Source organism: Saccharothrix tamanrassetensis, assembly GCF_014203665.1.
GTDB classification, from domain to species: Bacteria; Actinomycetota; Actinomycetes; order Mycobacteriales; family Pseudonocardiaceae; genus Actinosynnema; species Actinosynnema tamanrassetense.
This window is the reverse complement of record NZ_JACHJN010000011.1, coordinates 72,186-94,314: the sequence shown is the minus strand read 5'-3', so window position 1 is coordinate 94,314 and position 22,129 is coordinate 72,186. Positions and strand designations below refer to the sequence as shown.

19 protein-coding genes are annotated in these 22,129 nt (G+C 70.3%); 13 read left to right on the top strand and 6 right to left on the bottom strand.

The features are described 5' to 3' along the window. Positions 1–27: 27 nt before the first annotated feature. A complete protein-coding gene (locus FHS29_RS29745; RefSeq protein ID WP_184696320.1) occupies positions 28–1,479 on the bottom strand; it encodes a sensor histidine kinase in 1,452 nt (483 codons plus the stop codon). Beyond that, positions 1,457–2,185 (bottom strand): response regulator transcription factor, encoded by a 729-nt coding sequence (locus tag FHS29_RS29740; RefSeq protein WP_184696318.1) that lies wholly within the window; start codon positions 2,183–2,185, stop codon positions 1,457–1,459. Before FHS29_RS29740 ends, FHS29_RS29745 begins: the two co-directional genes overlap by 23 nt. A 513-nt stretch (positions 2,186–2,698) precedes the next feature. On the opposite strand from FHS29_RS29740, the gene FHS29_RS29735 reads away from it, so the two are divergent. From FHS29_RS29735 to mug, 3 genes are all read left to right on the top strand, one after another. Continuing rightward, positions 2,699–3,280, top strand: coding sequence for a hypothetical protein (locus FHS29_RS29735; RefSeq protein WP_184696316.1), 582 nt, complete (start codon positions 2,699–2,701; stop codon positions 3,278–3,280). A gap of 86 nt (positions 3,281–3,366) precedes the next feature. Further along, a complete protein-coding gene (locus tag FHS29_RS29730; RefSeq protein WP_184696315.1) occupies positions 3,367–3,981 on the top strand; it encodes a copper resistance CopC family protein in 615 nt (204 codons plus the stop codon). A gap of 151 nt (positions 3,982–4,132) precedes the next feature. Beyond that, the gene (gene mug / locus FHS29_RS29725) at positions 4,133–4,666 is read left to right on the top strand and encodes a G/U mismatch-specific DNA glycosylase (protein WP_376774484.1); all 534 of its coding nucleotides are present in this window, start codon (positions 4,133–4,135) and stop codon (positions 4,664–4,666) included. Here mug and FHS29_RS29720 read toward each other — a convergent pair. Beyond that, positions 4,643–5,020: a DUF742 domain-containing protein gene (locus tag FHS29_RS29720; RefSeq protein ID WP_184696310.1), complete on the bottom strand. Its 378-nt coding sequence runs from the start codon at positions 5,018–5,020 to the stop codon at positions 4,643–4,645. The two genes, mug and FHS29_RS29720, sit on opposite strands and share 24 nt — an antisense overlap. 400 nt (positions 5,021–5,420) lie before the next feature. On the opposite strand from FHS29_RS29720, the gene FHS29_RS29715 reads away from it, so the two are divergent. Beyond that, positions 5,421–5,642: an RNA-binding S4 domain-containing protein gene (locus tag FHS29_RS29715; RefSeq protein WP_184696309.1), complete on the top strand. Its 222-nt coding sequence runs from the start codon at positions 5,421–5,423 to the stop codon at positions 5,640–5,642. A 36-nt stretch (positions 5,643–5,678) separates the two neighbouring features. On the opposite strand, the gene FHS29_RS29710 is transcribed toward FHS29_RS29715, so the two are convergent. Beyond that, positions 5,679–6,335 (bottom strand): hypothetical protein, encoded by a 657-nt coding sequence (locus FHS29_RS29710; protein WP_221456855.1) that lies wholly within the window; start codon positions 6,333–6,335, stop codon positions 5,679–5,681. A 586-nt stretch (positions 6,336–6,921) separates the two neighbouring features. Between FHS29_RS29710 and FHS29_RS29705 the strand changes: the two genes are divergently transcribed. From FHS29_RS29705 to FHS29_RS29665, 9 genes are all read left to right on the top strand, one after another. After that, complete coding sequence (locus FHS29_RS29705; protein ID WP_221456854.1) at positions 6,922–8,403, top strand: sugar transferase; 1,482 nt, start codon at positions 6,922–6,924, stop codon at positions 8,401–8,403. A 50-nt stretch (positions 8,404–8,453) separates the two neighbouring features. Then, positions 8,454–9,515, top strand: a complete 1,062-nt coding sequence (locus tag FHS29_RS29700) for a Gfo/Idh/MocA family protein (protein ID WP_184696306.1) — start codon at positions 8,454–8,456, stop codon at positions 9,513–9,515. Further along, positions 9,512–10,114 (top strand): dTDP-4-dehydrorhamnose 3,5-epimerase, encoded by a 603-nt coding sequence (gene rfbC / locus FHS29_RS29695; protein WP_184696304.1) that lies wholly within the window; start codon positions 9,512–9,514, stop codon positions 10,112–10,114. The genes FHS29_RS29700 and rfbC overlap by 4 nt, the downstream gene beginning before the upstream one ends. After that, positions 10,111–11,085: an NAD-dependent epimerase/dehydratase family protein gene (locus FHS29_RS29690; protein ID WP_312865159.1), complete on the top strand. Its 975-nt coding sequence runs from the start codon at positions 10,111–10,113 to the stop codon at positions 11,083–11,085. Before rfbC ends, FHS29_RS29690 begins: the two co-directional genes overlap by 4 nt. Further along, positions 11,082–12,197 (top strand): DegT/DnrJ/EryC1/StrS family aminotransferase, encoded by a 1,116-nt coding sequence (locus FHS29_RS29685; RefSeq protein WP_184696302.1) that lies wholly within the window; start codon positions 11,082–11,084, stop codon positions 12,195–12,197. The genes FHS29_RS29690 and FHS29_RS29685 overlap by 4 nt, the downstream gene beginning before the upstream one ends. 287 nt (positions 12,198–12,484) lie before the next feature. Further along, positions 12,485–17,251: a DUF4082 domain-containing protein gene (locus FHS29_RS29680; protein WP_246441007.1), complete on the top strand. Its 4,767-nt coding sequence runs from the start codon at positions 12,485–12,487 to the stop codon at positions 17,249–17,251. 54 nt (positions 17,252–17,305) lie between these two features. Beyond that, entirely contained in the window at positions 17,306–17,959 is a 654-nt protein-coding gene (locus FHS29_RS29675; RefSeq protein WP_184696298.1) for a NeuD/PglB/VioB family sugar acetyltransferase, read from the top strand. Further along, on the top strand, positions 17,959–19,050 hold the full coding sequence (locus FHS29_RS29670) for a DegT/DnrJ/EryC1/StrS family aminotransferase (protein WP_312865170.1): 1,092 nt from the start codon (positions 17,959–17,961) through the stop codon (positions 19,048–19,050). The genes FHS29_RS29675 and FHS29_RS29670 overlap by 1 nt, the downstream gene beginning before the upstream one ends. Further along, positions 19,047–19,607, top strand: a complete 561-nt coding sequence (locus tag FHS29_RS29665) for an acyltransferase (RefSeq protein WP_184696294.1) — start codon at positions 19,047–19,049, stop codon at positions 19,605–19,607. The genes FHS29_RS29670 and FHS29_RS29665 overlap by 4 nt, the downstream gene beginning before the upstream one ends. A 43-nt stretch (positions 19,608–19,650) precedes the next feature. Here the strand turns inward: FHS29_RS29665 and FHS29_RS29660 are convergent, their stop codons facing one another. Both FHS29_RS29660 and FHS29_RS29655 read right to left on the bottom strand, forming a co-directional pair. After that, positions 19,651–20,994 carry an O-antigen ligase family protein gene (locus FHS29_RS29660; RefSeq protein ID WP_184696292.1) on the bottom strand — a complete coding sequence of 448 codons (1,344 nt, stop codon included), beginning with the start codon at positions 20,992–20,994 and terminating at the stop codon, positions 19,651–19,653. Next, complete coding sequence (locus tag FHS29_RS29655; protein ID WP_184696290.1) at positions 20,991–22,124, bottom strand: hypothetical protein; 1,134 nt, start codon at positions 22,122–22,124, stop codon at positions 20,991–20,993. The genes FHS29_RS29660 and FHS29_RS29655 overlap by 4 nt, the downstream gene beginning before the upstream one ends. Between the last annotated feature and the right edge of the window lie 5 nt (positions 22,125–22,129).

Below are 22,129 nucleotides of genomic sequence, written 5' to 3'. Positions count from 1 at the left end.
CCTTCCCTGTGAGCCACCTGTGTGCTGTTACACCGGCAACTTCACCCTGAACCTCGTACGTCCCGGCCGACTGACGACCGACACCTCGCCCTCGTGCGCCGCAACCACCGCAGCCACGATCGACAACCCCAACCCCGTGCTACCCGCGGCCCGAGACCGGGACGTGTCACCTCGTGCGAACCTCTCGAACACCTCGGGCAGCAGCTCGGTCGGAATTCCCGGCCCGTCGTCCGTCACCGTCAACTCCACCGCGCCACCCCGAGACGTCCGCAACGCACGCAACGCCGTGGTCACCGTCGTTCCCGACGGCGTGTGCGTACGGGCGTTCGACAGCAGATTCGCCAACACCTGCTGCAACTTGTGCTCGTCCCCGTGCACCGTCAACGGCTCCGGCGGCAGCTCCAACCGCCAGTCGTGCTCCGGCCCGGCGATCCGCGCGTCACTCACCCCGTCCACGACGACCCGCGACAGATCGACCGGCTCACGCGCCAACGGCCGCCCGGCATCCAGCCGTGCCAACAACAACAGGTCTTCCACCAGCGACGTCATCCGCACCGCCTCGGACTCGACCCGACGCATGGCGTGGCCGATCTGCGCCGGCACCTCGTCCGTCGTCCGACGCGTCAACTCCGCGTAACCACGAATGGCGGCCAACGGCGTGCGCAACTCGTGACTCGCGTCCGCGACGAACTGCCGGACCCGCGTCTCGCTCTCGTGCCTGGCCGCCAGTGCATTCCCGACGTGGTCCAACATCCGGTTCAACGCGAGCCCGACCTGCCCCACTTCCGTGTCGGGGTCGGCGTCCTGCGCCGGCACCCGTTCGGCCAACGCCACTTCGCCCCGGTGCAACGGCAGTTCCGCCACCCGTCCCGCCGTGGCGGCCACCCGCTCCAACGGCCGCAACGTCTTCCGGATGATCAACGCCCCCGCGAGCGACACCGCGATCAACCCGGACAGCCCCACCCCGCCCACGATGAACCCCATGCGCATCACGATGCTGTCCACCGAGGCGAGCGGCAGGCCGGTGACCATGACGACGCCGTCCCGCATCCGGACCGCCATCACCCGGTGGTAGCCCAACTCCTCGCCCAGGAAGACGCTGTGGGGCCGGGCATCCGGCTTGACCGACGCCAACACCGCCATCTCGTCGTTGGGCAGCACCTCGGGATCGTCCCCGCCGGGCTTCAACCGCGCGGCGTCGATGTTGCCCGTGCGGATGAACGCCACCATCGTCCCCGGCCCGAACCCCGGGCGGTCCAACGGACTCGGCGGCGGCAACCCGGGAATCGGCGGCCCACCCCGCTCGACCCGGGCGGCGGCCTCGTACAGCTGCTGGTCGAGCCGGTCGACCAGGAAGTCCCGCAACGACAACACGGTGATGACGCCGATGCTGGTGCAGACGACCGCGATCAGCACCACCTGCTCGGCGATCAGCCGCGTGCGCAGCGACCAGCGCCTAGGGTGCAGACTTGAGGACATATCCCGCGCCCCGCATCGTGTGGATCATCGGCGCACGTCCCGCGTCGATCTTCTTGCGCAGGTAGGAGATGTACAGCTCGACGATGTTGGCCTGCCCGCCGAAGTCGTAACTCCACACCCGGTCCAGGATCTGCGCCTTGCTCAACACCCGCTTCGGGTTCCGCATCAGGAACCGCAACAGCTCGAACTCGGTGGCCGTCAACTCCACCGCCTGCCCACCGCGCCGGACTTCCCGCGTGTCCTCGTCCAGGACCAGGTCACCGACCACCAGCTCGGTGCCCGCGGACGCCTCGGTAACCCCGGTCCGCCGCAACAACCCGCGCAACCGCAACACGACCTCTTCGAGGCTGAACGGCTTCGTCACGTAGTCGTCGCCACCAGCCGTCAATCCCGCGATCCGATCCTCGACCGAGTCCTTGGCCGTGAGGAACAAAACCGGCAACCCCGGCACCTCGGCCCGCAGCCGCCGCAACACCTCGAGCCCGTCGAAGTCGGGCAGCATCACGTCGAGCACCACGACGTCAGGACGGAACTCCCGAGCCACCCGAACCGCCGACGTGCCGTCCGACGCGGTGCGGACCTCCCACTTCTCCATCCGCAGGGCCATCGACATCAGCTCGGCCAAAGTGGACTCGTCATCCACCACGAGAACCCGAACCGGACTCCCATCCGGCCGACGAAGCTCAAGAGAAACCACCGCACGCATTCCGACATCCTCAGCCCCGCCCTTGAGCCCACCCTGTGCCGACCCTGTGCAACACCTGTGAACCCGCCCACCGACCGCACCACACGCCCCCCCGCCCACGGCCCGCGCGCCCCCGCGCACGGCCCGCGCGCCCCCGCGCACACTCCTGCCCTGCGTGTCATCCCCGTATGGCCTGCCCGCAGGGAACCGCATGTGTCAAGGGCAGATCGACACCCGCGACCACCGCACCCCCATGATCGATCTGCCCTTGACGCATGTGGTTGTCTTTGACCTGGCCATACGGGGATGACACGCAGACCCACCGCCCTTCAAGGCTCGAAGAGCTTTGCAGGGCTCTTGTGGAGATCCTTGGCGGTCTGCCCGTCCGGCGAGGACGCTTTTCGCCCTTCACCCCTGCCCCCGCCACACCCCTGCCCCCGCCACACCCCTGCCCCAACCCACCACCGGCATCCACACAGCCAGTCCCCAACGGCCGCACAGCTCTCACACAGACAAGCCCGACACCGTGATCCCATGACTACCGAAACCGAGAACCCGACCTGGGGTGAGGCGCCGCCGCCCGAGGCCGCTGCTCCCGGACCGCGCTGGTCCGGCCGCAAGACCCTCGTCGCGGTCGCGGTCGCGGTGGGTATCGCCGCTGTGGGCGGTGGGGTCATCTACGCCGCGAGCAACTCCGAAGCCGCCCAGATGGGCATGGGCGGTCCGCGTGGCTACGGCATGGGCAAACCCGGGATGATGATCACCGGTCCCGGGCCGTTCGGCGACACCGCGCACGGCGAGTTCCAGAACGGCGAGATCACCGAGGTCAGCGACTCCTCCATCACCATCAAGAGCACCGACGGCTTCACCCGGACCTACAAGATCACCGACGACACCCGGGTCAACGGCGGGAATGGCGTCGGCAGCCTCACCGAGGGCGACACCGTCATGCTCGTCGCCGACGAGGAGAACACCGCCCAGACCGTCGTCGAGGGCGACTTCCGCAACGGTCGCGGCAACCGCCAACAGCCTCCCGGCGGCGACCAGGGCAGCGGCAGGAGCAACGACCAAGGCAGCGGCAAGAGCGACGACCAGGGGCAGCCCCCCACCCGCTAGACCCGGTAGAACTGTCCGGTATGAAGCGACTGGCGCTCTCGGCACCTCTTCCGGCACTTCTCGCAGCACCTCTCCCGGTACTGCTCTTGGCCACCCTCGCCCTGCTCGGCGCGGTGCCCCAGGCAGCCGCTCACACCGATCTCCTGAGCAGCGACCCGGCGAACGGGGCGACCCTGCCCCAGCCGCCCACCAAGCTGACGCTCACCTTCAGCGAACCGGTGCCCGCCGAGAGCGCCACAGTCACCGTCACCGCCCCGGACGGCTCCCAGTGGAAGGCCGGCGAGGTCTCCGCGTCCGGTGCCACCCTGACCATCCCGGTGGCACCGGACCCGGCCACCTCGGGCCAGTACGTGCTGAGCTGGCAGGTCGTCGCCCTGGACGGCGACTACGTCAGCGGCAAGACCACGTTCTCCCTCACCCTCCCGGCCACGGCCGTGCCGCCGACTCCGGCTCCCCAGCCCGCCACCCCCACGACCGCCCAGAACGGCACGTCCACCCCGCCATCCAACGAGCCGACCGCGCTGACCCTCTCCGCGTTCGCCTCAGCGCCGGCGACCACCCAGGCCTCAGCCTCCCAGGCCGCAACCTCCGAGGGCAGCGGTCTGCCGGTCTGGGTGTGGATCGTCGGCGCCTTGGTCCTGCTCGCGATCGGCGCTGCGGTCGCCCTGCGGCTCAAAGACCGCAAGTCCGGCGCTGAATAAGGTCACCCCATGACGGGGATCCCTCCAGCCCTCTCCACCTCAGCCGCTCTCACCCCACCCACCCGCCCCACCCGCCCGCCCGCCCCACCCACCTCAACCCCACATGCACCCTCACCCCTGCCGCACGCCGACCACCAGAAAGGGTGACCGCGTGACCGCCCCCGTCTCCCACGACGCCCCCCTTCCGGACGTGATCGCCCCCAACCTGGACGTCCTGTTCTGCGGCATCAACCCCGGCCTGCTCTCCGCCGTGAAGGGACAGCACTTCGCCCGACCGGGCAACCGGTTCTGGCCCGCCCTGCACCTGTCCGGCTTCACGCCCCGCCTGCTGAAACCCGCCGAGCAGGCCGAGCTGCTCGACTACCGCCTGGGCATCACGAACCTGGTCGCCCGCGCCACCGCCAAGGCCGACGAACTGTCCCCCGAGGAGCTCCGAGCCGGTGGCGCGAGGCTGATCGAACTGGCCGCGAACTACCGCCCCAAGGTCGTCGCGGTCGTCGGGATCACCGCCTACCGCACGGCTTTCGACCGCCGTAAGGCCAAGATCGGCCCGCAGCCCGAGCGGATCGCCGACGCCCGCCTGTGGGTCCTGCCGAATCCCAGTGGACTGAACGCCCACTTCCAACTCGCCGACCTGGCCGCCGTGTTCGGGGAACTCCGGTCAGAGGTTGCGCAGACCCCGTAGGACGCGTTCCATCAGCACCAGGTCCGGTCCGCCGGGCGCCGCCGCGTTCTGGTGCATCGTCAGCACCCCCATCGTGATCAGGTCGCTGAGCAGCACCCGGACCACCCCGAGCGGCAGCGAGAGCAGCGCCGACACCTCGGCCACCGAACGCGGGTACGCGCACAGCTCCACGATGGACCGCCGTTCCGGCCCGTTGTCCCGCATGGCGATCGCGACCCCGTTCTCCTCCAACGAGACCAGCGTCTCCAACCGCAGGTCGTAGTCGGACGACGTCCGGCCGCCGGTCCACGCGTACGGACGCACCAACGGCCCCGTCCACTCCTTCTCCGGCTCCGCCTCGCCCTCCGCATCCACCCCCGCGCCAACACCCGAACCGGAGCCGACACCCGAACCAACACCAGAACCAGTACGCGAAGTCGTCCCCGAAGCCGAAACCGAACCCGGCTCGTCATCCTCGAAGTAGCCGTGGAACGGCGCAGTCTCCTCCAGCGGTCCGTCCGCCTCCTCCGAGCGCCGACGCACCGCGCGCGAGCCGAACTGCGCCCCGGTGGAGCCGACTTGGCCACGCAGGAACCGCCGGCGCCCGGGCGCCGCGTCGCCGGAGGGTCGAGGGTCTGAGCTGCCGGTGCTCACAGTTCGACAACCGTAGACCCCAGCGCGTTCTGCTCACGTCAAACATGCTTCAACCTTGTGCGATCCCCCGTTACCGGGTGCACATGCGGTTGTACGGAACGTGTTGCGCGATGATGGCACGATGCGCATCCGCGAGGTGGAGATCTCCGACGACATGATCCGGCTCGGCCAGTTCCTCAAGCTGGCGGGCCTGGCGGAGAACGGCGCGCACGCCCGCGAGCTCGTGGAGGACGGCGAGGTCACGGTGAACGGCCGGGTCGAAGAACGGCGGGGCGCGCAGCTGCACGACGGCGATGTGATCGCGGTCGGCACGGACAAAGCCCGTCTGGTCGCGAACCGTTAGCGTGAACGCCGCTTCGCCACCCGCGAACACCGCCCCTCACCGCAGCCTCGCGCACATCCGCCTCGCACACATCCGCCCCCCACCGCCTCGCACACATTCACCTTGCACACATCGCACAGCCCGGCCACCTCCCGCACCCGGCGCCCCAGCCACCTCCCAGCGTCCTTCAACGCGGCGGCGAGCCCTGCACCCGGTACGCCCACTCCTCGTGCCAGCAGTGCGGGTACACCCGCGCTGGAAGTAGGCGCCCACGCTGTCGATCGGCGCCCGCTCCCGGTCGTGGTAGAGCAGCCAGTACGGCAGCACCGTCGCCACCACCCAGTTGACCAGCACCAACGGCAGGTAGAACGGCCCGAACAGACGCGCCTGGAACACGTGCACGGCCTCGTGGTCGTCCACACCCATGGCCACGCCCGCCTGCACCGGCCCGACGGTCGTGGCGAACCCCTTGATCACCCCGTCGCGCAACCCGATCGTGCCCCGACGCCTGCTGAACGCCCGATCGACCTCGTTCCCGCGCGCCAACGCGTAGAGCAGGAACGCCGCGCCCGCCACGGTGTTGGGCAGGCTCCACGTGGCGTCGATCACGCCCAGCACCAGGCCCCGACGCCCGCGCGGGTACAGCCGGGTGCGCCACGCGCATCCGCCGTGGAGCGCACCCAGCAGTCCGCCGATCACCAGCGCGACCACCACGGACCCATTGTGCCAGCGAAGTGAAGTAGGTCACTTCGGTTCACCGGGCGGTCGCAGACATTTGTGCCGCTGTGACCGGAAGTGGCCGGACCGTTGCTCCGAATAGCTGCTCCCCGCCTGTGAATGGGTGACAACACGGTGCCACCGCAGGGCGCTCGGCTTAGGGACTTAGGGCCCTTTTCGGACTGACTACGAACTGTCCCGGCACCCTCCGGAAACCCGGTGTAACGGATGCTGTCCCAGATTCGATGAATCTGCCCACGCGTGTGCGCGGGCCCGAGCCGGCCACCCACCGGCCACTGTGGACCGGGCCCACCTGGCGCTTGTCGGACCTTTCGCCCTCCGCCGATCCGGTGACCGCACGTCACGCGTCGGTACTCGTGAGTGCCCGATGGCGTGACCCCAGTAATCACCATCCGGGAAGCTGTTCACTGTCCGTGTAACGCCCTGCCTCGGCGCAGCGAATGACGGTTTGCCGAGGCGAAAAAACGCCGACCGCACATTTGCCGAACACACCACACGCGGGTCCGTCGGGGATGCCCTGCGAGGTTGCACGTCCGAACCGGCCTACCCGGGGAGCGCAGCGATGAGCGAGCAGGTCCAGCCCACGCGACACAGACAGGTCGCGGGGGTGACGTCGACCAACCGCACGACCCATCCCACCGTCAACAGCTGGGAGCCCGCCTACCGGTACGGCGTCATCGCCGCCGACATCGTGTGCACCGTCCTCGTGGTGGTGCTCGCGGGTGCGGTGCTGTCGGCCAACCACCTCACCTTCGGCCCGCTGCCGCTGCTCGGCCTGGAAGCGGTCACGGTGGCGATCGTGATCGGGTCGCTGTTCCTCAACCGCGTCTGGAACACCACGGTGCTCGGCCAGGGCGCGGAGGAGTTCCGCCGGCTGGGCCGCGGGCTGTTCGGCTCCGTGGTCGCGCTGGGGCTGGGCGCGCTGGCCGCCGGCCTGCCCGGTGCTCGGCTGTGGGTCTTCGTGGTCGGCCCGGCGATCGCCCTCGTCGCGTTCCCGGTCCGCTACCTGCTGCGCCGCCCCCTGCACCGGGCGCGCGGTGAGGGCAAGTGCCTGCTGCCGGTGCTCGCGGCGGGCAACGTCGACACCGTCAAGGACCTGATCAGCCGGACCCGGCGCGCGCCGCACCTCGGGTGGCGGGTGGACGCGGTGTGCACTGTGGACGGACGCGCGGAGATCGGTGTCGAGCTGGAGGGCACCCCGGTCGTCGGCCGGTTCAACGAGCTGGCCGAGCAGGTGCGCCGGGGCGGCTACCGGATCGTGGCCGTGACGCCGGACGCCTACTGGACGCCGCGCCGGCTCCAGCAGCTCGCCTGGGACCTGGAGGGCACCGGGGCCGAGATGGTCGTCGCCGCCGCCCTGATGGACTTCGCCGGCCCGCGCCTGCACGTCACCGGTGTGCTGGGGATGCCGCTGCTCCGGGTCACCGAGCCGTCGTTCACCGGATTCCGCCGGGTGGTCAAGACCCTGGTCGACAAGGTCGGCTCGTTCCTGCTGCTGTGCCTGCTGGCGCCGGTGCTGCTGGGGGTCGCGGTGGCGATCATGGTCGACACCAGGGGACCGGTGCTCTACAAGCAGCGCCGGGTCGGCAAGGACGGCAAGCCGTTCACCATCGTCAAGTTCCGCACCATGGTCACCAACGCCGACGCGCTGCGGGCCAAGCTGGAGAAGGTGAACGAGGGCGCGGGCGTGCTGTTCAAGATGAAGCACGACCCCCGCGTCACCGCCGTCGGCCGGGTGCTGCGCCGCTACTCGATGGACGAGCTGCCGCAGCTGCTCAACGTGCTCGCCGGCTCCATGTCGCTGGTCGGCCCGCGGCCTCCGCTGCCGGAGGAGAGCGCCAGGTACGCACCCGACGTGCGTCGCCGCCTGTTGGTCAAGCCCGGCCTCACCGGCCTGTGGCAGGTCTCCGGGCGCAGCGACCTGTCCTGGGAGGAGTCCGTCCGGCTGGACCTGCGCTACGTCGAGGACTGGTCGCTGGCGCTGGACGCGCTGATCCTGTGGAAGACCTTCCGGGCCGTCTTCGGCGGCCAGGGCGCCTACTGATGACCCGCCGACGTACGTCTCTTCCTGGAGGCGGCGACAAGGAGAGCGAGATGGACCAGCCGATCGGCATCGCCGTGATCGGCGCCGGGTACTGGGGACCGAACCTGGTGCGCAACGCCCAGGCGACACCCGGCCTCAAGCTCCGGTACCTGTGCGACCTGGACACCGAACGCGCCCGCCGGGTGCTCGGCGACTACTCGACCGTGCGGGTCTCCGGCTCGCTGGACGACGTGCTCGCCGACCCGGCCGTGGACGCGGTCGCGATCGCCACGCCCGCCGCCACCCACCTGCCGGTCGCCATGGCCGCGCTGCGCGCCGGGAAGCACGTGCTGGTGGAGAAGCCGCTCGCGGCCGGCTACGCCGAAGGCCTGGAACTGGTGCGGGAGGCGGAGTCGCGCGGCCTGACGCTGATGCTCGACCACACCTTCGTCTACACGCCGACCGTGCGGTACCTGCGCGAGCTGGTGCGCGGCGGCGAGATCGGCACCGTGCAGTACCTGGACTCGGTGCGGGTCAACCTCGGCCTCGTGCAACCGGACGTGGACGTGCTGTGGGACCTCGCGCCGCACGACCTCTCGATCTTCGACGCCATCCTGCCCGACGGCGTGCGGGTGGTGCGCGTCTCGGCGCACGGCTCCGACCCGATCGGTGCCGGGCGGGCCTGCATCGGCCACCTGACGCTGGAGCTGTCCGACGGCGTGCTGGCCCACGTGCACGTGAACTGGCTCTCTCCGACCAAGATCCGCACCATGATCGTGGGCGGCTCGCGCCGCACGGTGGTGTGGGACGACCTGAACGTGGTGCAGCGCATCTCCGTGCACGACCGGGGCGCGGACGTGCTGGAGGGCGACGAGGCGCGCACCCAGGCGATCATCTCGTACCGCCGTGGGGACACGGTCGCACCCGCACTGCCCGAGCGCGAGGCGTTGCGCGGGGTCATGGCGGAGTTCGCCGCGTCGATCACCGAGAAGCGCGCCCCGTTGACCGACGGCTGGTCGGGTCTGCGCGTGTTGGCAATCCTGGAAGCGGCGTCGGCCAGCCTGGCTGCCGGCGGTGAGTTCGTGACAGTGCGGGACGTCCGTTCCGCGGATCTGGAAGAGGCGGTTGCATGACAGGGGTCGCTGCCCCGAAGCAGGGCATGGACATGACGGTCACGCCGACCGCGATCGAAGGCGTGTTCGTCATCCAGCCGGAGTGGTTCGAGGACGAGCGCGGTTTCTTCTTCGAGTCCTACAGCAAGCGCCGCTGGGAACAGCACGGCCTGCACCTGGACTTCGTGCAGGACAACCACTCCCGCTCGCAGCGCGGCGTGCTGCGCGGTTTCCACTTCCAGAACGGCCTGGCCCCGCAGCACCGCCTGGTCCGCTGCACGGTCGGCGCGATCTGGGACGTGGTGGTCGACCTCCGGGCCGGCTCGCCGACGTTCGGCCGGTGGTTCGGCATCGAGCTGTCCGCGTCCAACCGCACCCAGCTGCTGATGGGCCCGGAGTTCGCGCACGGCTTCGCGGTGCTGTCCGACGTCGCCGAGGTGCAGTACAAGACCACCGGCTTCCACAACCCCGCGGCCGAGGGCCTGCTGGCCTGGAACGACCCGGACGTGGGCGTGCCGTGGCCGATCGAGGACCCGACGCTGTCCGCCAAGGACAGCACCAACCCCAGCCTGGCCGCGTACCTGGCCAACCCGGCCTTCCACTACGGGGAGACAGCGTGAACCTGCGTGACGCACGTGTCCTGATCACCGGCGGCGCGGGCCTGATCGGCTCGACGATCGCCGACCAGCTGCTCGACGAGGGCGTCGCCGAGATCGTCGTGCTGGACAACCTGGTGCGCGGCCGGCTGGAGAACCTCGCCGCACCGCTCGCGGCGGGCGCGGTGAAATTCGTGGAGGGCGACCTCCGCGACGTGGAGACCGTGAAGTCCACCATGGACGGCGTCGACCTGGTGTTCCACCAGGCGGCCATCCGCATCACGCAGTGCGCCGAGGAGCCCCGCCTGGCGCACGACGTGCTGGCCACCGGCACGTTCAACGTGCTGGAAGCCGCTGTGCGGGCGAAGGTGTCCAAGGTGGTGGCCGCCTCGTCGGCGTCGATCTACGGCCTGGCCGAGGTGTTCCCCACCGAGGAGAGCCACCACGCGTACGCCAACCGCACGCTTTACGGCGCGGCGAAGGTCTACAACGAGGGCCTGCTGCGCAGCTTCAACGAGATGTACGGCCTGGACTACGTGGCCCTGCGCTACTTCAACGTCTACGGCCCGCGGATGGACGTCTTCGGCGTCTACACCGAGGTCCTGGTGCGCTGGATGGAGCGCATCGCCGCCGGCACCCCGCCGCTGATCCTCGGCGACGGCAGCCAGACCATGGACTTCGTCTACATCTCCGACATCGCCCGCGCGAACGTGCTGGCCGCCAAGAGCGACGTCAGCGACGAGGTGTTCAACGTCGCCTCCGGCACCGAGACGAGCCTCGCCGAGCTGGCCGACGCGCTGCTGGACGTGATGGGGCGCGCGGACCTCAAGCCGGAGCACGGCCCGGAGCGCAAGGTCAACGCGGTGCCCCGCCGGCTGGCGAGCACCGAGGCCGCCCGTGGGAAGCTGGGCTTCGAAGCCCGGGTGTCCCTCCACGAGGGACTCACCCAGCTGGTCTCGTGGTGGCAGAAGGAACTCGAAGGAGCCAAGGCATGATCCCGATCACCCGCCTCTACGTCGGTCAGGAAGAGGCCGACGCCGCCGCCGAGGCGGTGCTGTCCGGGTGGCTGTCGGTCGGCCCGCGCGCGGCGAAGTTCGAGGAGCTGGTGGCCGAGCAGGTCGGCGCCGAGCACGCGGTGGCGGTGAACAGCGCGACCACCGGCCTGCACCTGGCGCTGGCGGCGCTGGGCATCGGCGAGGGCGACGAGGTGATCTGCCCGTCGTTCACGTTCATCGCGACGCCGAACTCGATCCGCTACACCGGCGCCACCCCGGTGTTCGCGGAGATCGACGAGCGCACCTACAACATCGACCCGGCGCGCGTCGAGGAGCTGATCACGCCGCGCACCAAGGCGATCATGCCCGCGTCGCAGATCGGCCTGCCCGCCGACCTGCACGCGCTCGCCGAGATCGCGCGCCGCCACGGCCTGCACCTGGTGGAGGACGCCGCACCCGCGTACGGCGCGACCATCGACGGTGTCCGGCTGGGCACCATCAGCGACATCACCGTGTTCTCGTTCGACGCGCGCAAGATCCTCACCACGGGCGAGGGCGGCGTGGTCACCACCGACGACGCCGAGGTGGCGGCGAAGCTGAAGGCGCTGCGCGCGCACGCGGCCTCGATCTCCACGCTGGCCCGGCACACGTCGACGGCGGTGATCTCGGAGAGCTACGACGAGGTCGGCTTCAACTACAAGATGACCGACATCCAGGCCGCGGTCGGCGTGGTGCAGCTGGGCAAGCTGGACCACGTGGTCAAAGCCCGCCGCGCACTGGCCGCCCGCTACGACGAGCTGCTGGGCGGCAACGACTCCCTGGTGCTGCCGCACGAGCCGGCCGGGTTCGGGCACGTGTACCAGTCGTACCTGGTGCGGCTGAAGGACCACGCCCGGATCGACGTGATGAACTCCATGGCACAGCGCGGCGTCGCCACCCGGCGGATCACCGCGTGCCACCTGGAGCCGGTGTACCACGCGGGCGAGGCCACCCCGTCGCTGCCGGTGACGGAGCGGGTCGCCGCCGACCACATCCTGCTGCCCCACTTCGTCGGTCTGACCGACGAGGAGCAGGACGAGGTCGTCGCGGCGCTGAACGAGGCCACCGCCTAGCGGCGGCCGACCTCGGCGGGAACCCGGTGGCCGGGGGCAGGGCCCGGCCACCGGGCCTTCCCGCGCCCAAGGCGACTACGCAGAGTGACTGCGGACATCGACTTCGCGTTGTCATCCAATCGATATCTTCGTTGTGCTAACAGCTTCACAGTGTCAACCGACCTCTGGAGCAACAAGGTTGCACTACGGGGAGTAGTGACTGCCGCGCTACGGAGTGCGTTCGAGGAGTTGAGTGGTCGATGGCGTCGCCGGTAAGACGTCTTGTTAGGACCCTGTGCGCTGTGCTCATGGTGACCGGTTGTGTCACACCTCTTGTCGTCCTGACAGCCACGGTCGCGAACGCCGCGCCGTGCGACGCTCCGGTCGTCAACAAAGTGCTCTGCGAGAACACCAAACCCGGTACGCCGGACTGGCAGGTCTCGTCCCGCGACGACTCGATCCTCGGCTACACCACGGACATCAGCGCCACCCCCGGTGGGCAGGTCGCGTTCAAGATGCTCACCAACGCTTCCTCCTACACCCTCGACATCTTCCGCCTGGGTTGGTACGGCGGTGTCGGCGCGCGCCAGGTCGGCTCGGTGTCCCGCAACACCCCGCAGAACCAGCCGCCGTGCCTGCGCGACACGCCAAGCGCCCTGATCGACTGCGGCAACTGGGCCGTGTCGGTCACCTGGAACGTGCCGGCGGACGCCGTGTCGGGCATCTACTACGCCCGCGTGACGCGCAACGACAACGGCCTGCGCAACGAGATCGCCTTCGTGGTCCGCGACGACACCAGCACGTCGAAGATCCTCTTCCAGACCTCGGACTCGACCTGGGTGGCCTACAACCGGTACGGCGGCAACTCGCTGTACTTCGGCGACGGCCCCGGCCAGGGCGGCCAGGCGTACAAGGTGAGCTACAACCGCCCGTACACCGGCGGTGACGGCGACGAGAACTTCATCTTCAACGCCGAGTACCCGATGTTGCGGTTCATGGAGCGCAACGGCTACGACATGAGCTACACCACGGACGTCGACAGCGCCCGGCGCGGGCACCTCATCAAGAACCACAAGGTGTTCATGGCCGTCGGCCACGACGAGTACTGGTCGAACGAGCAGCGCGCCAACGTGGAGGCCGCCCGCGACGCGGGTGTGCACCTGGCGTTCCTCACCGGCAACGAGATCTTCTGGAAGACCCGCTGGGAGAAGAGCATCGACTCCTCCAAGACGGACTGGCGCACGGTCGCCTGTTACAAGGAGACCAAGGGCACCCAGAACGACCAGCTCGCCGACTGGACCGGCACCTGGCGCGACCCGCGCTACAGCCCGCCGCAGGACGGCGGACGGCCGGAGAACTCCCTGCTGGGCAACATCTTCACCGTCAACGGCCGCCGTGACGACTCGCTCCAGGTCCCGGCCGCGTACGGCAGGATGCGGCTGTGGCGGCACACGTCGTTGCAGAACATGGCCGCCGGCAGCACGTACACGTTCCAGCCCGGCACGCTGGGCTACGAGTGGAACACGGTGGAGGACAACGGCTACCAGCCGGCCGGCGTCGGCCAGTTCTCCCGCACGACGGTCGCCATGCTGGACGGCCCGTACGTGCTCCAAAACCACGGCGACTACTACACGCCGGACACCAAGACCCACGCGATCACCTACTACAAGTACCCGTCCGGGTCGCTGGTGTTCGGCGCGGGCACGGTGCAGTGGGCCTGGGGCCTGGACGACGACCACGCGTTCCTCACCAACACGCCGACCTCCGACATCCGGATGCAGCAGGCGACGGTGAACTTCCTGGCCGACATGGGCGTCCAGGCGGGCACCCTGATGCCCGGTCTGGTGCAGGCGTCCGCGATCAGCGACACCACGCCGCCGACCGTGACCTACACCAGCGTCCCGGCGCTGTCCGCCGTCGGCCGGCCGTACACGTTCTCCGGCACGGTGACCGACTCCGGGCAGGTGACCGGCGTGGAGGTGTCCACGGACGGCGGCGTGCGGTGGCACCCGGCGGTGTGGCAGGCGGGCCAGACCTCGTGGAGCTACACCTACACGCCCCCGGCGTCCGGTTCCGCGCAGTTGCGCGTCCGCGCCGTGGACGACTCGCTGAACCTGTCCACCCCGGCGACCGCTTCGCCCGGTGTCGCGGCCCGCACCTGCCCGTGCGGTCTGTGGACCGACAACGACACCCCGAAGACGCCGGACATCCTGGACGGCTCCGCGCTGGAACTCGGCGTGAAGTGGCGCGCCAACACCGACGGCTACGTCCGCGGCGTGAAGTTCTACAAGGGACCGGGCAACACCGGCACGCACACCGGCACCCTGTGGACCCGCGACGGGCAGCAGCTGGCGACCGGGACGTTCGTCAACGAGACCGCCTCCGGCTGGCAGACGCTGGTGTTCCCGGTCCCGGTAGCGGTCACCGGCAACACCACGTACGTCGTGTCGTACCTGTCGCCGACCGGGCACTTCTCGGTCGACACGGAGTACTTCAGCCGCAGCTCGCGGTACCTGGAACCGTTGACCGGCCTGCAGACCGGCGTGGACGGCGCCAACGGCGTGTTCCGCTCCGGCGCGGGTTTCCCGGACCGCAGCTCGCAGGACAGCAACTACTGGGTCGACGTGCTGTGGGCCCCGGACCCCGGTCCGGACACGCGTGCGCCGGAACTGGTGGGCACCAACCCGTTGGCGAGCGCGGCCAGCGTCGGCCTCAACCCGACGCTGAGCGCGACCTACGACGAGGCCGTGAACCCGAGCACCGTGCAGTTCACGCTGACCGGTCCGGGCGGGTCCGTCGCGGGCACGACCTCGGTCACCGGCAACGGCAAGACCGCCCAGTTCACCCCGAACGCGGCGCTGAACACCGGCACCGCCTACACCGCGAGCGTGAAGGCCAAGGACGCGGCGGGCAACGAGACCCAGCTGCGCAACTGGACGTTCACCACCGGCTCGAACCGGTCGGCGACCTGCCCGTGCACGATCTGGGACGACTTCGCCACACCCGCCACAGCGAGCGCGGACGACGGCACCCCGGTCGAGGTGGGCACGAAGGTCCGGTTCAACGGCAAGGGCGAAGTGCTGGGCGTCCGGTTCTACAAGGGAGCGGGCAACACCGGCACGCACAAGGGCTCGCTGTGGTCGTCGAACGGCCTGCTGCTGGGCACCGGCACGTTCACGGGTGAGACCGCGAGCGGTTGGCAGACCTTGACGTTCGCCTCGCCGGTCGTGGTCCAGGCGAACACGACCTACGTGGTGTCGTACTACGCGCCGAACGGCCACTACGCCGTGACGCCGGGCTACTTCAACGGGCAGAGCGCGAGCTACGGCGCGATGCGTGCGCTGTCCAACGGCATCGACGGCCCGAACGGCGTCTACCGCTACGGCGCCGGCGGCGGGTTCCCGCAGTCGTCGTTCAACGCGGCGAACTACTGGGTCGACGCCATCTACAAGAACGGCCTCAACGGCGACACCACCCCTCCGACGCTGAACAACCGCACGCCGGGCACGGACGCGACGAACGTGGGGCTGAACTCCTCGCTGTCGCTGGCGTTCTCGGAGGCGATGGACCCGGCGTCGACGCAGATCTCGCTGTCCGACCCGGGCGGCGCGAAGCTGCACGGCTCGGTGGCGCTCTCGGCCGACCAGAAGACCGTGACGTGGACGCCGAACGGGGCGTTGAAGCCCAACACCCGTTACACGGCGGACGTCCTGCTCGCCGACGTCAACGGCAACGCGATGGCGTCCCACGCCACGTGGTCGTTCACCACGTCCACCACGGCGTCCTGCCCGTGCTCGCTGTTCAGCACGGCGACCGTGCCGACCACCACGTCGGCCGACGACAGCGGGGCGTACGAGCTGGGCGTGCGGTTCAGCCCGACGCAGAGCGGTCAGATCACCGGCGTGAAGTTCTACAAGGGTGAGGGCAACACCGGCACGCACACCGGCTCGCTGTGGTCTTCGGCGGGCGTCCGCCTGGCGACCGGAACCTTCACCGGTGAGACCGCGAACGGCTGGCAGACGTTGACCTTCAACACCCCGGTCACGGTCGCTCCCGGCCTGATGTACACGGCGTCGTACTACGCGCCGAACGGCCACTACTCGATCGACAACGGCTACTTCCAGGCCTCCGGCGTCACCGCGTCCCCGCTCACCGCGCCGCAGACCGGCGACGGCAACCCGAACGGGGTGTTCCAGACCGGCGGCGGCTTCCCGACGATGTCCCACCAGGGCAACAACTACTGGGTCGACGTCGTCTACACGCCCAACAGCGACACCACGCCGCCGGTCGGCTCCGGCCACACCCCGCTCACCGACGCGGTCGACGTCTCGCTCACCACCCAGGTGACCGCGAGCTTCGACGAGCCGATCGACCTGACCAACACGCAGTTCTCGGTCAGCGACCCCGGCGGCGCGAGGCTCGACGGCACGCTGACCCGTTCGGCGGACCAGCAGACCGTGCTCTGGACGCCGGCTGCCCCGCTGGCCGCGTCCACCCGGTACACGGTGAGCGTGCGGGCGGCGGACACCGGTGGCAACATCATGGCCGCGCCACTGACCTGGTCGTTCACCGCGACGACCAGCCAGACGTGCCCGTGCTCGCTGTTCAGCCCGGCGACGGTGCCCACGGTGCCGTCGGCGGACGACAACGGCGGGTACGAGCTCGGCGTGCGGTTCACGCCGTCGGCCGACGGCCGGATCACCGGGGTGAAGTTCTACAAGGGGACCGGCAACACCGGCACCCACACCGGCACGATCTGGTCGGCGGACGGGGTGCCGCTCAAGATCGGCACGTTCGCGGGTGAGACCGCGAGCGGGTGGCAGACGCTGACGTTCGGCACGCCGCTGGCGGTGACCGCCGGCACGACGTACGTCGCCTCGTACACCGCGCCGAACGGCCACTACTCGGTGAACCACGGCTACTTCGCGGGCTACACCGCGACGTCGCCGCCGCTCGCCGCGCCGGCCACCGCCGAGGGGGCCCCGAACGGCCTGTACCAGGTCGGCACCGGGTTCCCGACGAACAGCTACCAGGGCAACCACTACTGGGTCGACGTGGTCTTCACGACCGACTGAGACCACCGGCCGGGTCCGCCCGCGGACCCGGCCGGACCGGGTGAGAGGACATCGATGACGCCACGGCCGCTGCTGTTGCTCGGCGGGGGAGGGCTGGCGCGCGAGGTGCTCGCCGCCGTCCGCCTCCTGCCGGCCGAGTGGGAGCCCGTGGGAGCGCTGGACGACGACCCGGGCCGGCACGGTGCGGACCTGGACGGTCTGCCCGTGCTGGGCGGGTCGGAGCTGGTGCACGAGAAGCCCGACGCCGCCGTGCTGGCCTGCATCGCCAGTGCGCGGCGGCCGTTGGGCCGGATGAACGTGGTGCGGCGCCTGGGCCTGCCGGACGACCGGTGGGCCTCGGTGGTGCACCCGGCGGCTTCCGTGCCGCCAGGGGCCGTCGTGGGGCCGGGAACGGTCCTGCTGGCCGGGGTGGTGGTGACGACGCCGCTGCGCTTGGGGGCGCACGTGGTCGCCATGCCCCACGTGCTGCTCACCCACGACGACGAGGTGGGCGACGGCGTGACGTTCGCCGGCCGCGCGTCGCTGGGCGGTGCGGTCCGCGTCGGGGAGAGCGCCTACCTCGGCCAGGGTTCGTCGGTGCGGGAAGGCGTGTCGATCGGCGCGGGCGCGGTCGTGGGCATGGGCTCGGTGGTGCTCTCGGACGTGCCCGCGGGTGAGGTCTGGGCGGGAGTCCCCGCCCGGCGGCTGCGAGAGGGGAACGGTTCGTGATCGACATCCCGCTGGTGGACCTGCGTGCGCAGCACGAACAGGTCGCCGACGAGGTCGCCGACGGCTGGGCAGAGGTGCTCAAGACGACGGCGTTCATCGGCGGCAGGCAGGTGGCCGGGTTCGAGGCGGAGTTCGCCGCCTACCAGGAGGTCCCGCACTGCGTCGGCGTCGGCAACGGCACCGACGCCATCGAACTGGCGCTGCGGGCGTTGGAGGTCGGGCCGGGCGACGAGTGCGTGCTGCCCGCCAACACCTTCATCGCCACCGCCGAGGCGGTCGCCCGGACCGGTGCGATCCCCGTGCTGGTGGACTGCGTCGCGGACACCGGGCTCATCGACGTGGACCTGGTGCCGGGCGCGTTGACCGGGCGCACCAAGGCGATCCTGCCGGTGCACCTGTACGGGCAGGCGGCACCGGTGGAGCGGCTGCGCGACTTCGGGGTGCCGGTCGTGGAGGACGCGGCGCAGGCGCAGGGCGCGCGGCGGCACGGCGTGGCCGTCGGTGGCCTCGGTGACATCGCGGCGACCAGCTTCTACCCCGGCAAGAACCTGGGGGCGTACGGAGACGGCGGCGCTGTGCTGACCCGCTCCGACGAGTTGGCCACCGCCGTGCGGTTGTTGCGGGAGCACGGGTCGCCGCGCAAGTACGAGCACACCGTGCTGGGCTTCAACAGCCGGCTGGACACCTTGCAGGCCGTGGTGCTGTCGGCGAAGTTGCGTCGGCTGGAGGGCTGGAACGCGCAGCGGCGTGCGGCGGCGGACCGGTACTCGGCCATGCTGGGCTCGGTGCCCGAGGTGACGTTGCCGGTGGTGCTGGAGGGCAACGTGCCGGTGTGGCACCTGTACGTGGTGCGCGTGCCGAACCGGGACCGGGTGCTGGCTTCGCTGCACGAGGCCGGTGTCGGGGCGGGCATCCACTACCCGACGCCCGTGCACCTGACCGGCGCGTTCGACTCGCTCGGGCACGCGCCCGGCGACTTCCCGGTGAGCGAGGGGATCGCGGGGGAGATCCTGTCCCTGCCGCTGTTCCCGGAGATCACGTCCGCCCAGCAGGAGCGGGTCGTGGCGGCGTTGACCGAGGCGGTGCGATGAGCGTCTTCGTCCACCCCAAGGGGTTGTGCGAGAGCGACGACGTCGGCGAGGGAACCCGCGTGTGGGCGTTCGCGCACGTGCTGCCCGGTGCGCGCGTCGGGCGCGACTGCAACATCTGCGACAACGCCTTCGTCGAGGGCAAGGCGGTGCTGGGTGACCGGGTGACCGTGAAGAACGGCACCCTGGTGTTCGACGGCGTGGTGTGCGAGGACGAGGTGTTCCTCGGGCCGAACGTGCTGTTCACCAACGACCTCCGACCCCGTGCGGCCATTCGCCGTACCGGCGACGACTTGTTGTCCACAGTGGTCAGGCGTGGTGCTTCGCTGGGCGCGGGCACGGTCGTGGTGTGCGGCGTGGAGATCGGTGAGCACGCGTTCGCCGCGGCTGGTTCGGTGGTGACGAAGGACGTGCCCGCCCATGCGTTCGTGGCGGGCAACCCGGCGCGGCACAAGGGTTGGGTGTGCTCCTGCGGTCAGCGGCTCGACGCCGGGCTGGTGTGCCCGGACTGCGGGAACCGCTACGCCGAGGGCGACAAGGGCCTGCTGGTGCTGGGTTGACCGGCGCGTAGGGCCAGGCCCGCGGTTCGTCGGCGGGCCTGGCTCAGTCGGTCCGCGAGGACGGGACCTGCTGTTCGGCGAGTCCGGTCTTCGCGGCGGCTTCCGCTTTCGCGATCCGCAGCATGGCACCGGCCAAGCCGATCATGGTGAACACCAGGCCGGTGGCGACGCCGAAGCCCAGCAGGTCGAACGTGAAGGCCCCGATCCCGCCCGCGAGCACCGCCGACAGCACGCACGCGGCCAGCCCGCGCAGGTGCTGGTCGTCGCTGATCATGCGGACCCGGATCGCCGCGAACGCCGCCGCCAGGAACATCCCGATCAGCGCGAACAGGCCGAGGTAGCCGTTCTCGATCAGGGTCAGCAGGAACTGGTTGTCCAGGATCGTGTACTTGGTCGGCAGGAACGTGCCGAAACCCCGCCCCAGCATCGGGTTCAGGTCGATCTGCTCGGACGCCGCCGCGTAGTCCGCGGTGCGCGCCTTCACGCTCGGGTCGTCCTCGATGTTGGAGAACATGCCGCGCAGCGTGCCGAACAGGCCCGGCACCACCAGGCTCGCGCCGAGGAAGAACCCGCCGCCGACCACCAGCGCGGTGATCTTCCGCTTGCGCGGCAGGGTGGCGATCATGACCACGCCGGCCACCGCCATGACCAGGATCGCGGTGCGGGACAGCGCGGTCATCGCGCCCAGGCCGACCAGCCCGAGGCAAGCCAGCCACCGCAAGTGGGGTGTGCCCTCGTCGCGCGCCTTGAACACGTAGTGCGCGCCCAGCGGCACGGCCATCGCGCACACCAGGCCGTACTCGATGGGGTGGTTGGTGGTGCCGGTGGGGCGGCGGAAGATCGACCGCGACTCCATCACCGCGTAGCCGTTCTCCTGGGCCCGCAGACCGGGGATGCTCACGTAGCCGGCGAGGTCGATGCCCAGGCCGAACTGCACCAGGCCGACGAACGCGATGACCGCGGCACAGCCCAGGATCAGCTTGAGCACCTTGTCCAGGCGCTCCTTGGTGCGCACCGCGTCGCAGATGAACACGGCCACGCTGATGGTGGCCACGATCCGCACGATGCTGGAGTCCGCGGTGGTGAGCTCGTCGGTGGGCAGCCAGCGCCGGGTGGCCACGCCGTAGGTCGCCAGGTGGGCCGCCAGGTAGAGGCCCACGGCGGTGCGGACCACGTTGCGGCCCTTGCCCATGCCCAGCGTGTCGACCATCTGGGTGGCCAGCCACAGGACGCCGAGGAGCAGGGCGATCACCAGGGCCGGCGGCAGCGTCATGGGCACGAACGACAGCACCAGCCGGGCCGGGATGATCAGCAGCGCGAGGAGGTAGGCGCAGACCAGGGTCGCGCCGTCCGCTCGTTGCCGCACCTGTCGGAACTGCTCGGTCAAGGTCTGTCTTCGTTGGTCGGCCAGGTCGGCTTCGGCGCGGGCGGCGGCACGGCGATCTTCACGGTCCGCTCGCTGGCGGTCGGCTGGGCGGTCGGCTTCACCGCCGCCTGCGCGCCCGGCTGCGAGGTCGGCTGACCGGTCTGCTTGGCGGGCCGGCCGTCCGGGTGGGCACCCTGCTGCCCGGTGGGCTTGGCCGGCGCGGGGCCGCCCGGCTTCGCGGCGGGCAGGCCGCCCGGCGGGGTGTTCGGCTTGTGGTTCGGCACCGGGGCCTGGACCTTGACCGTCTGCTCGCTGGCCGTGGGCTGCGGCCGGCGCATCGGCGGGCCCGGCGGGCGGCGTGGTGCGCCGTTGAGCGGCCCGTGGTTCTGGTGGTTGGTCGGCGGGGGCTTCGGCGGGGCGGCTTTCGCGGCCTCGTCCGTGGTGTCGTCGCCGGGTGCGCCGCCGCCGGGTGCGCCGTCCTCGTCCGGTTCGGCGGCCTTCGCGTCGCGCTCGCGGCGGCGGCGGATGTTGTTGATGATGCTGTCCGCGCCGAACGTCGCCGCCGTGGTGAGCAGCATGAGCACCACGAAGGCGGCGCCCGCGTACCGGACCTTGCCGCCGATCTGCGCCTCGGCCTCGGTCGGGTTCACGATCACCTGGGAGGTGATGAAGGTCGACTCCGGGGCCTTCAGCTTGCGCTGCTGGTCCTCCAGCTCCTTGGCGGCGAACTCCAGCACCGTGGTGACCATCTTCTCGGCCTCCTCGGGCTTGTCGCTGTCCCCGAGCACGAACAGGAACGGGCCGTTCTGCCCGCCGCCGGTCACGGTGTAGTTCAGCGTCGAGCCCTTGGTGATGCCCAGCTGCTCGCGGGTCTTCGGGTCGGCCAGGATCTGCGACAGGATCTGCGAGGTGGTCGCCAGGCTGCCGTCGAACGCCAGCAGCGGGTTGATCTTCACCGCTTCCTCGGGCGTGACCTTCTGCGAGAACGTGCCGCCGGCCGCGGGGGTGGTCAGCACCATCACACCCGAGGACTGGTAGCGGGTCGGGATCGACAGGAACATGCCGGCGGCCACCGCGACGGCGACCACCGCTGACGGCACGGCGATGTACCACCGCCTCCGCAGCGTGCGCACGGCGCCCCAGAAATCCATCCGCT

Coding starts and splice junctions, on each gene's coding strand:
- FHS29_RS29740 (WP_184696318.1), bottom strand. CDS start 2,185: ATGCGTGCGGTGGTTTCTCTTGAGCTTCGTCGGCCGGATGGGAGTCCG.
- rfbC (WP_184696304.1), top strand. CDS start 9,512: ATGACAGGGGTCGCTGCCCCGAAGCAGGGCATGGACATGACGGTCACG.
- FHS29_RS29655 (WP_184696290.1), bottom strand. CDS start 22,124: ATGGATTTCTGGGGCGCCGTGCGCACGCTGCGGAGGCGGTGGTACATC.
- FHS29_RS29665 (WP_184696294.1), top strand. CDS start 19,047: ATGAGCGTCTTCGTCCACCCCAAGGGGTTGTGCGAGAGCGACGACGTC.
- FHS29_RS29700 (WP_184696306.1), top strand. CDS start 8,454: ATGGACCAGCCGATCGGCATCGCCGTGATCGGCGCCGGGTACTGGGGA.
- FHS29_RS29685 (WP_184696302.1), top strand. CDS start 11,082: ATGATCCCGATCACCCGCCTCTACGTCGGTCAGGAAGAGGCCGACGCC.
- FHS29_RS29680 (WP_246441007.1), top strand. CDS start 12,485: ATGGTGACCGGTTGTGTCACACCTCTTGTCGTCCTGACAGCCACGGTC.
- FHS29_RS29715 (WP_184696309.1), top strand. CDS start 5,421: ATGCGCATCCGCGAGGTGGAGATCTCCGACGACATGATCCGGCTCGGC.
- FHS29_RS29745 (WP_184696320.1), bottom strand. CDS start 1,479: ATGTCCTCAAGTCTGCACCCTAGGCGCTGGTCGCTGCGCACGCGGCTG.
- FHS29_RS29735 (WP_184696316.1), top strand. CDS start 2,699: ATGACTACCGAAACCGAGAACCCGACCTGGGGTGAGGCGCCGCCGCCC.
- FHS29_RS29705 (WP_221456854.1), top strand. CDS start 6,922: ATGAGCGAGCAGGTCCAGCCCACGCGACACAGACAGGTCGCGGGGGTG.
- FHS29_RS29675 (WP_184696298.1), top strand. CDS start 17,306: ATGACGCCACGGCCGCTGCTGTTGCTCGGCGGGGGAGGGCTGGCGCGC.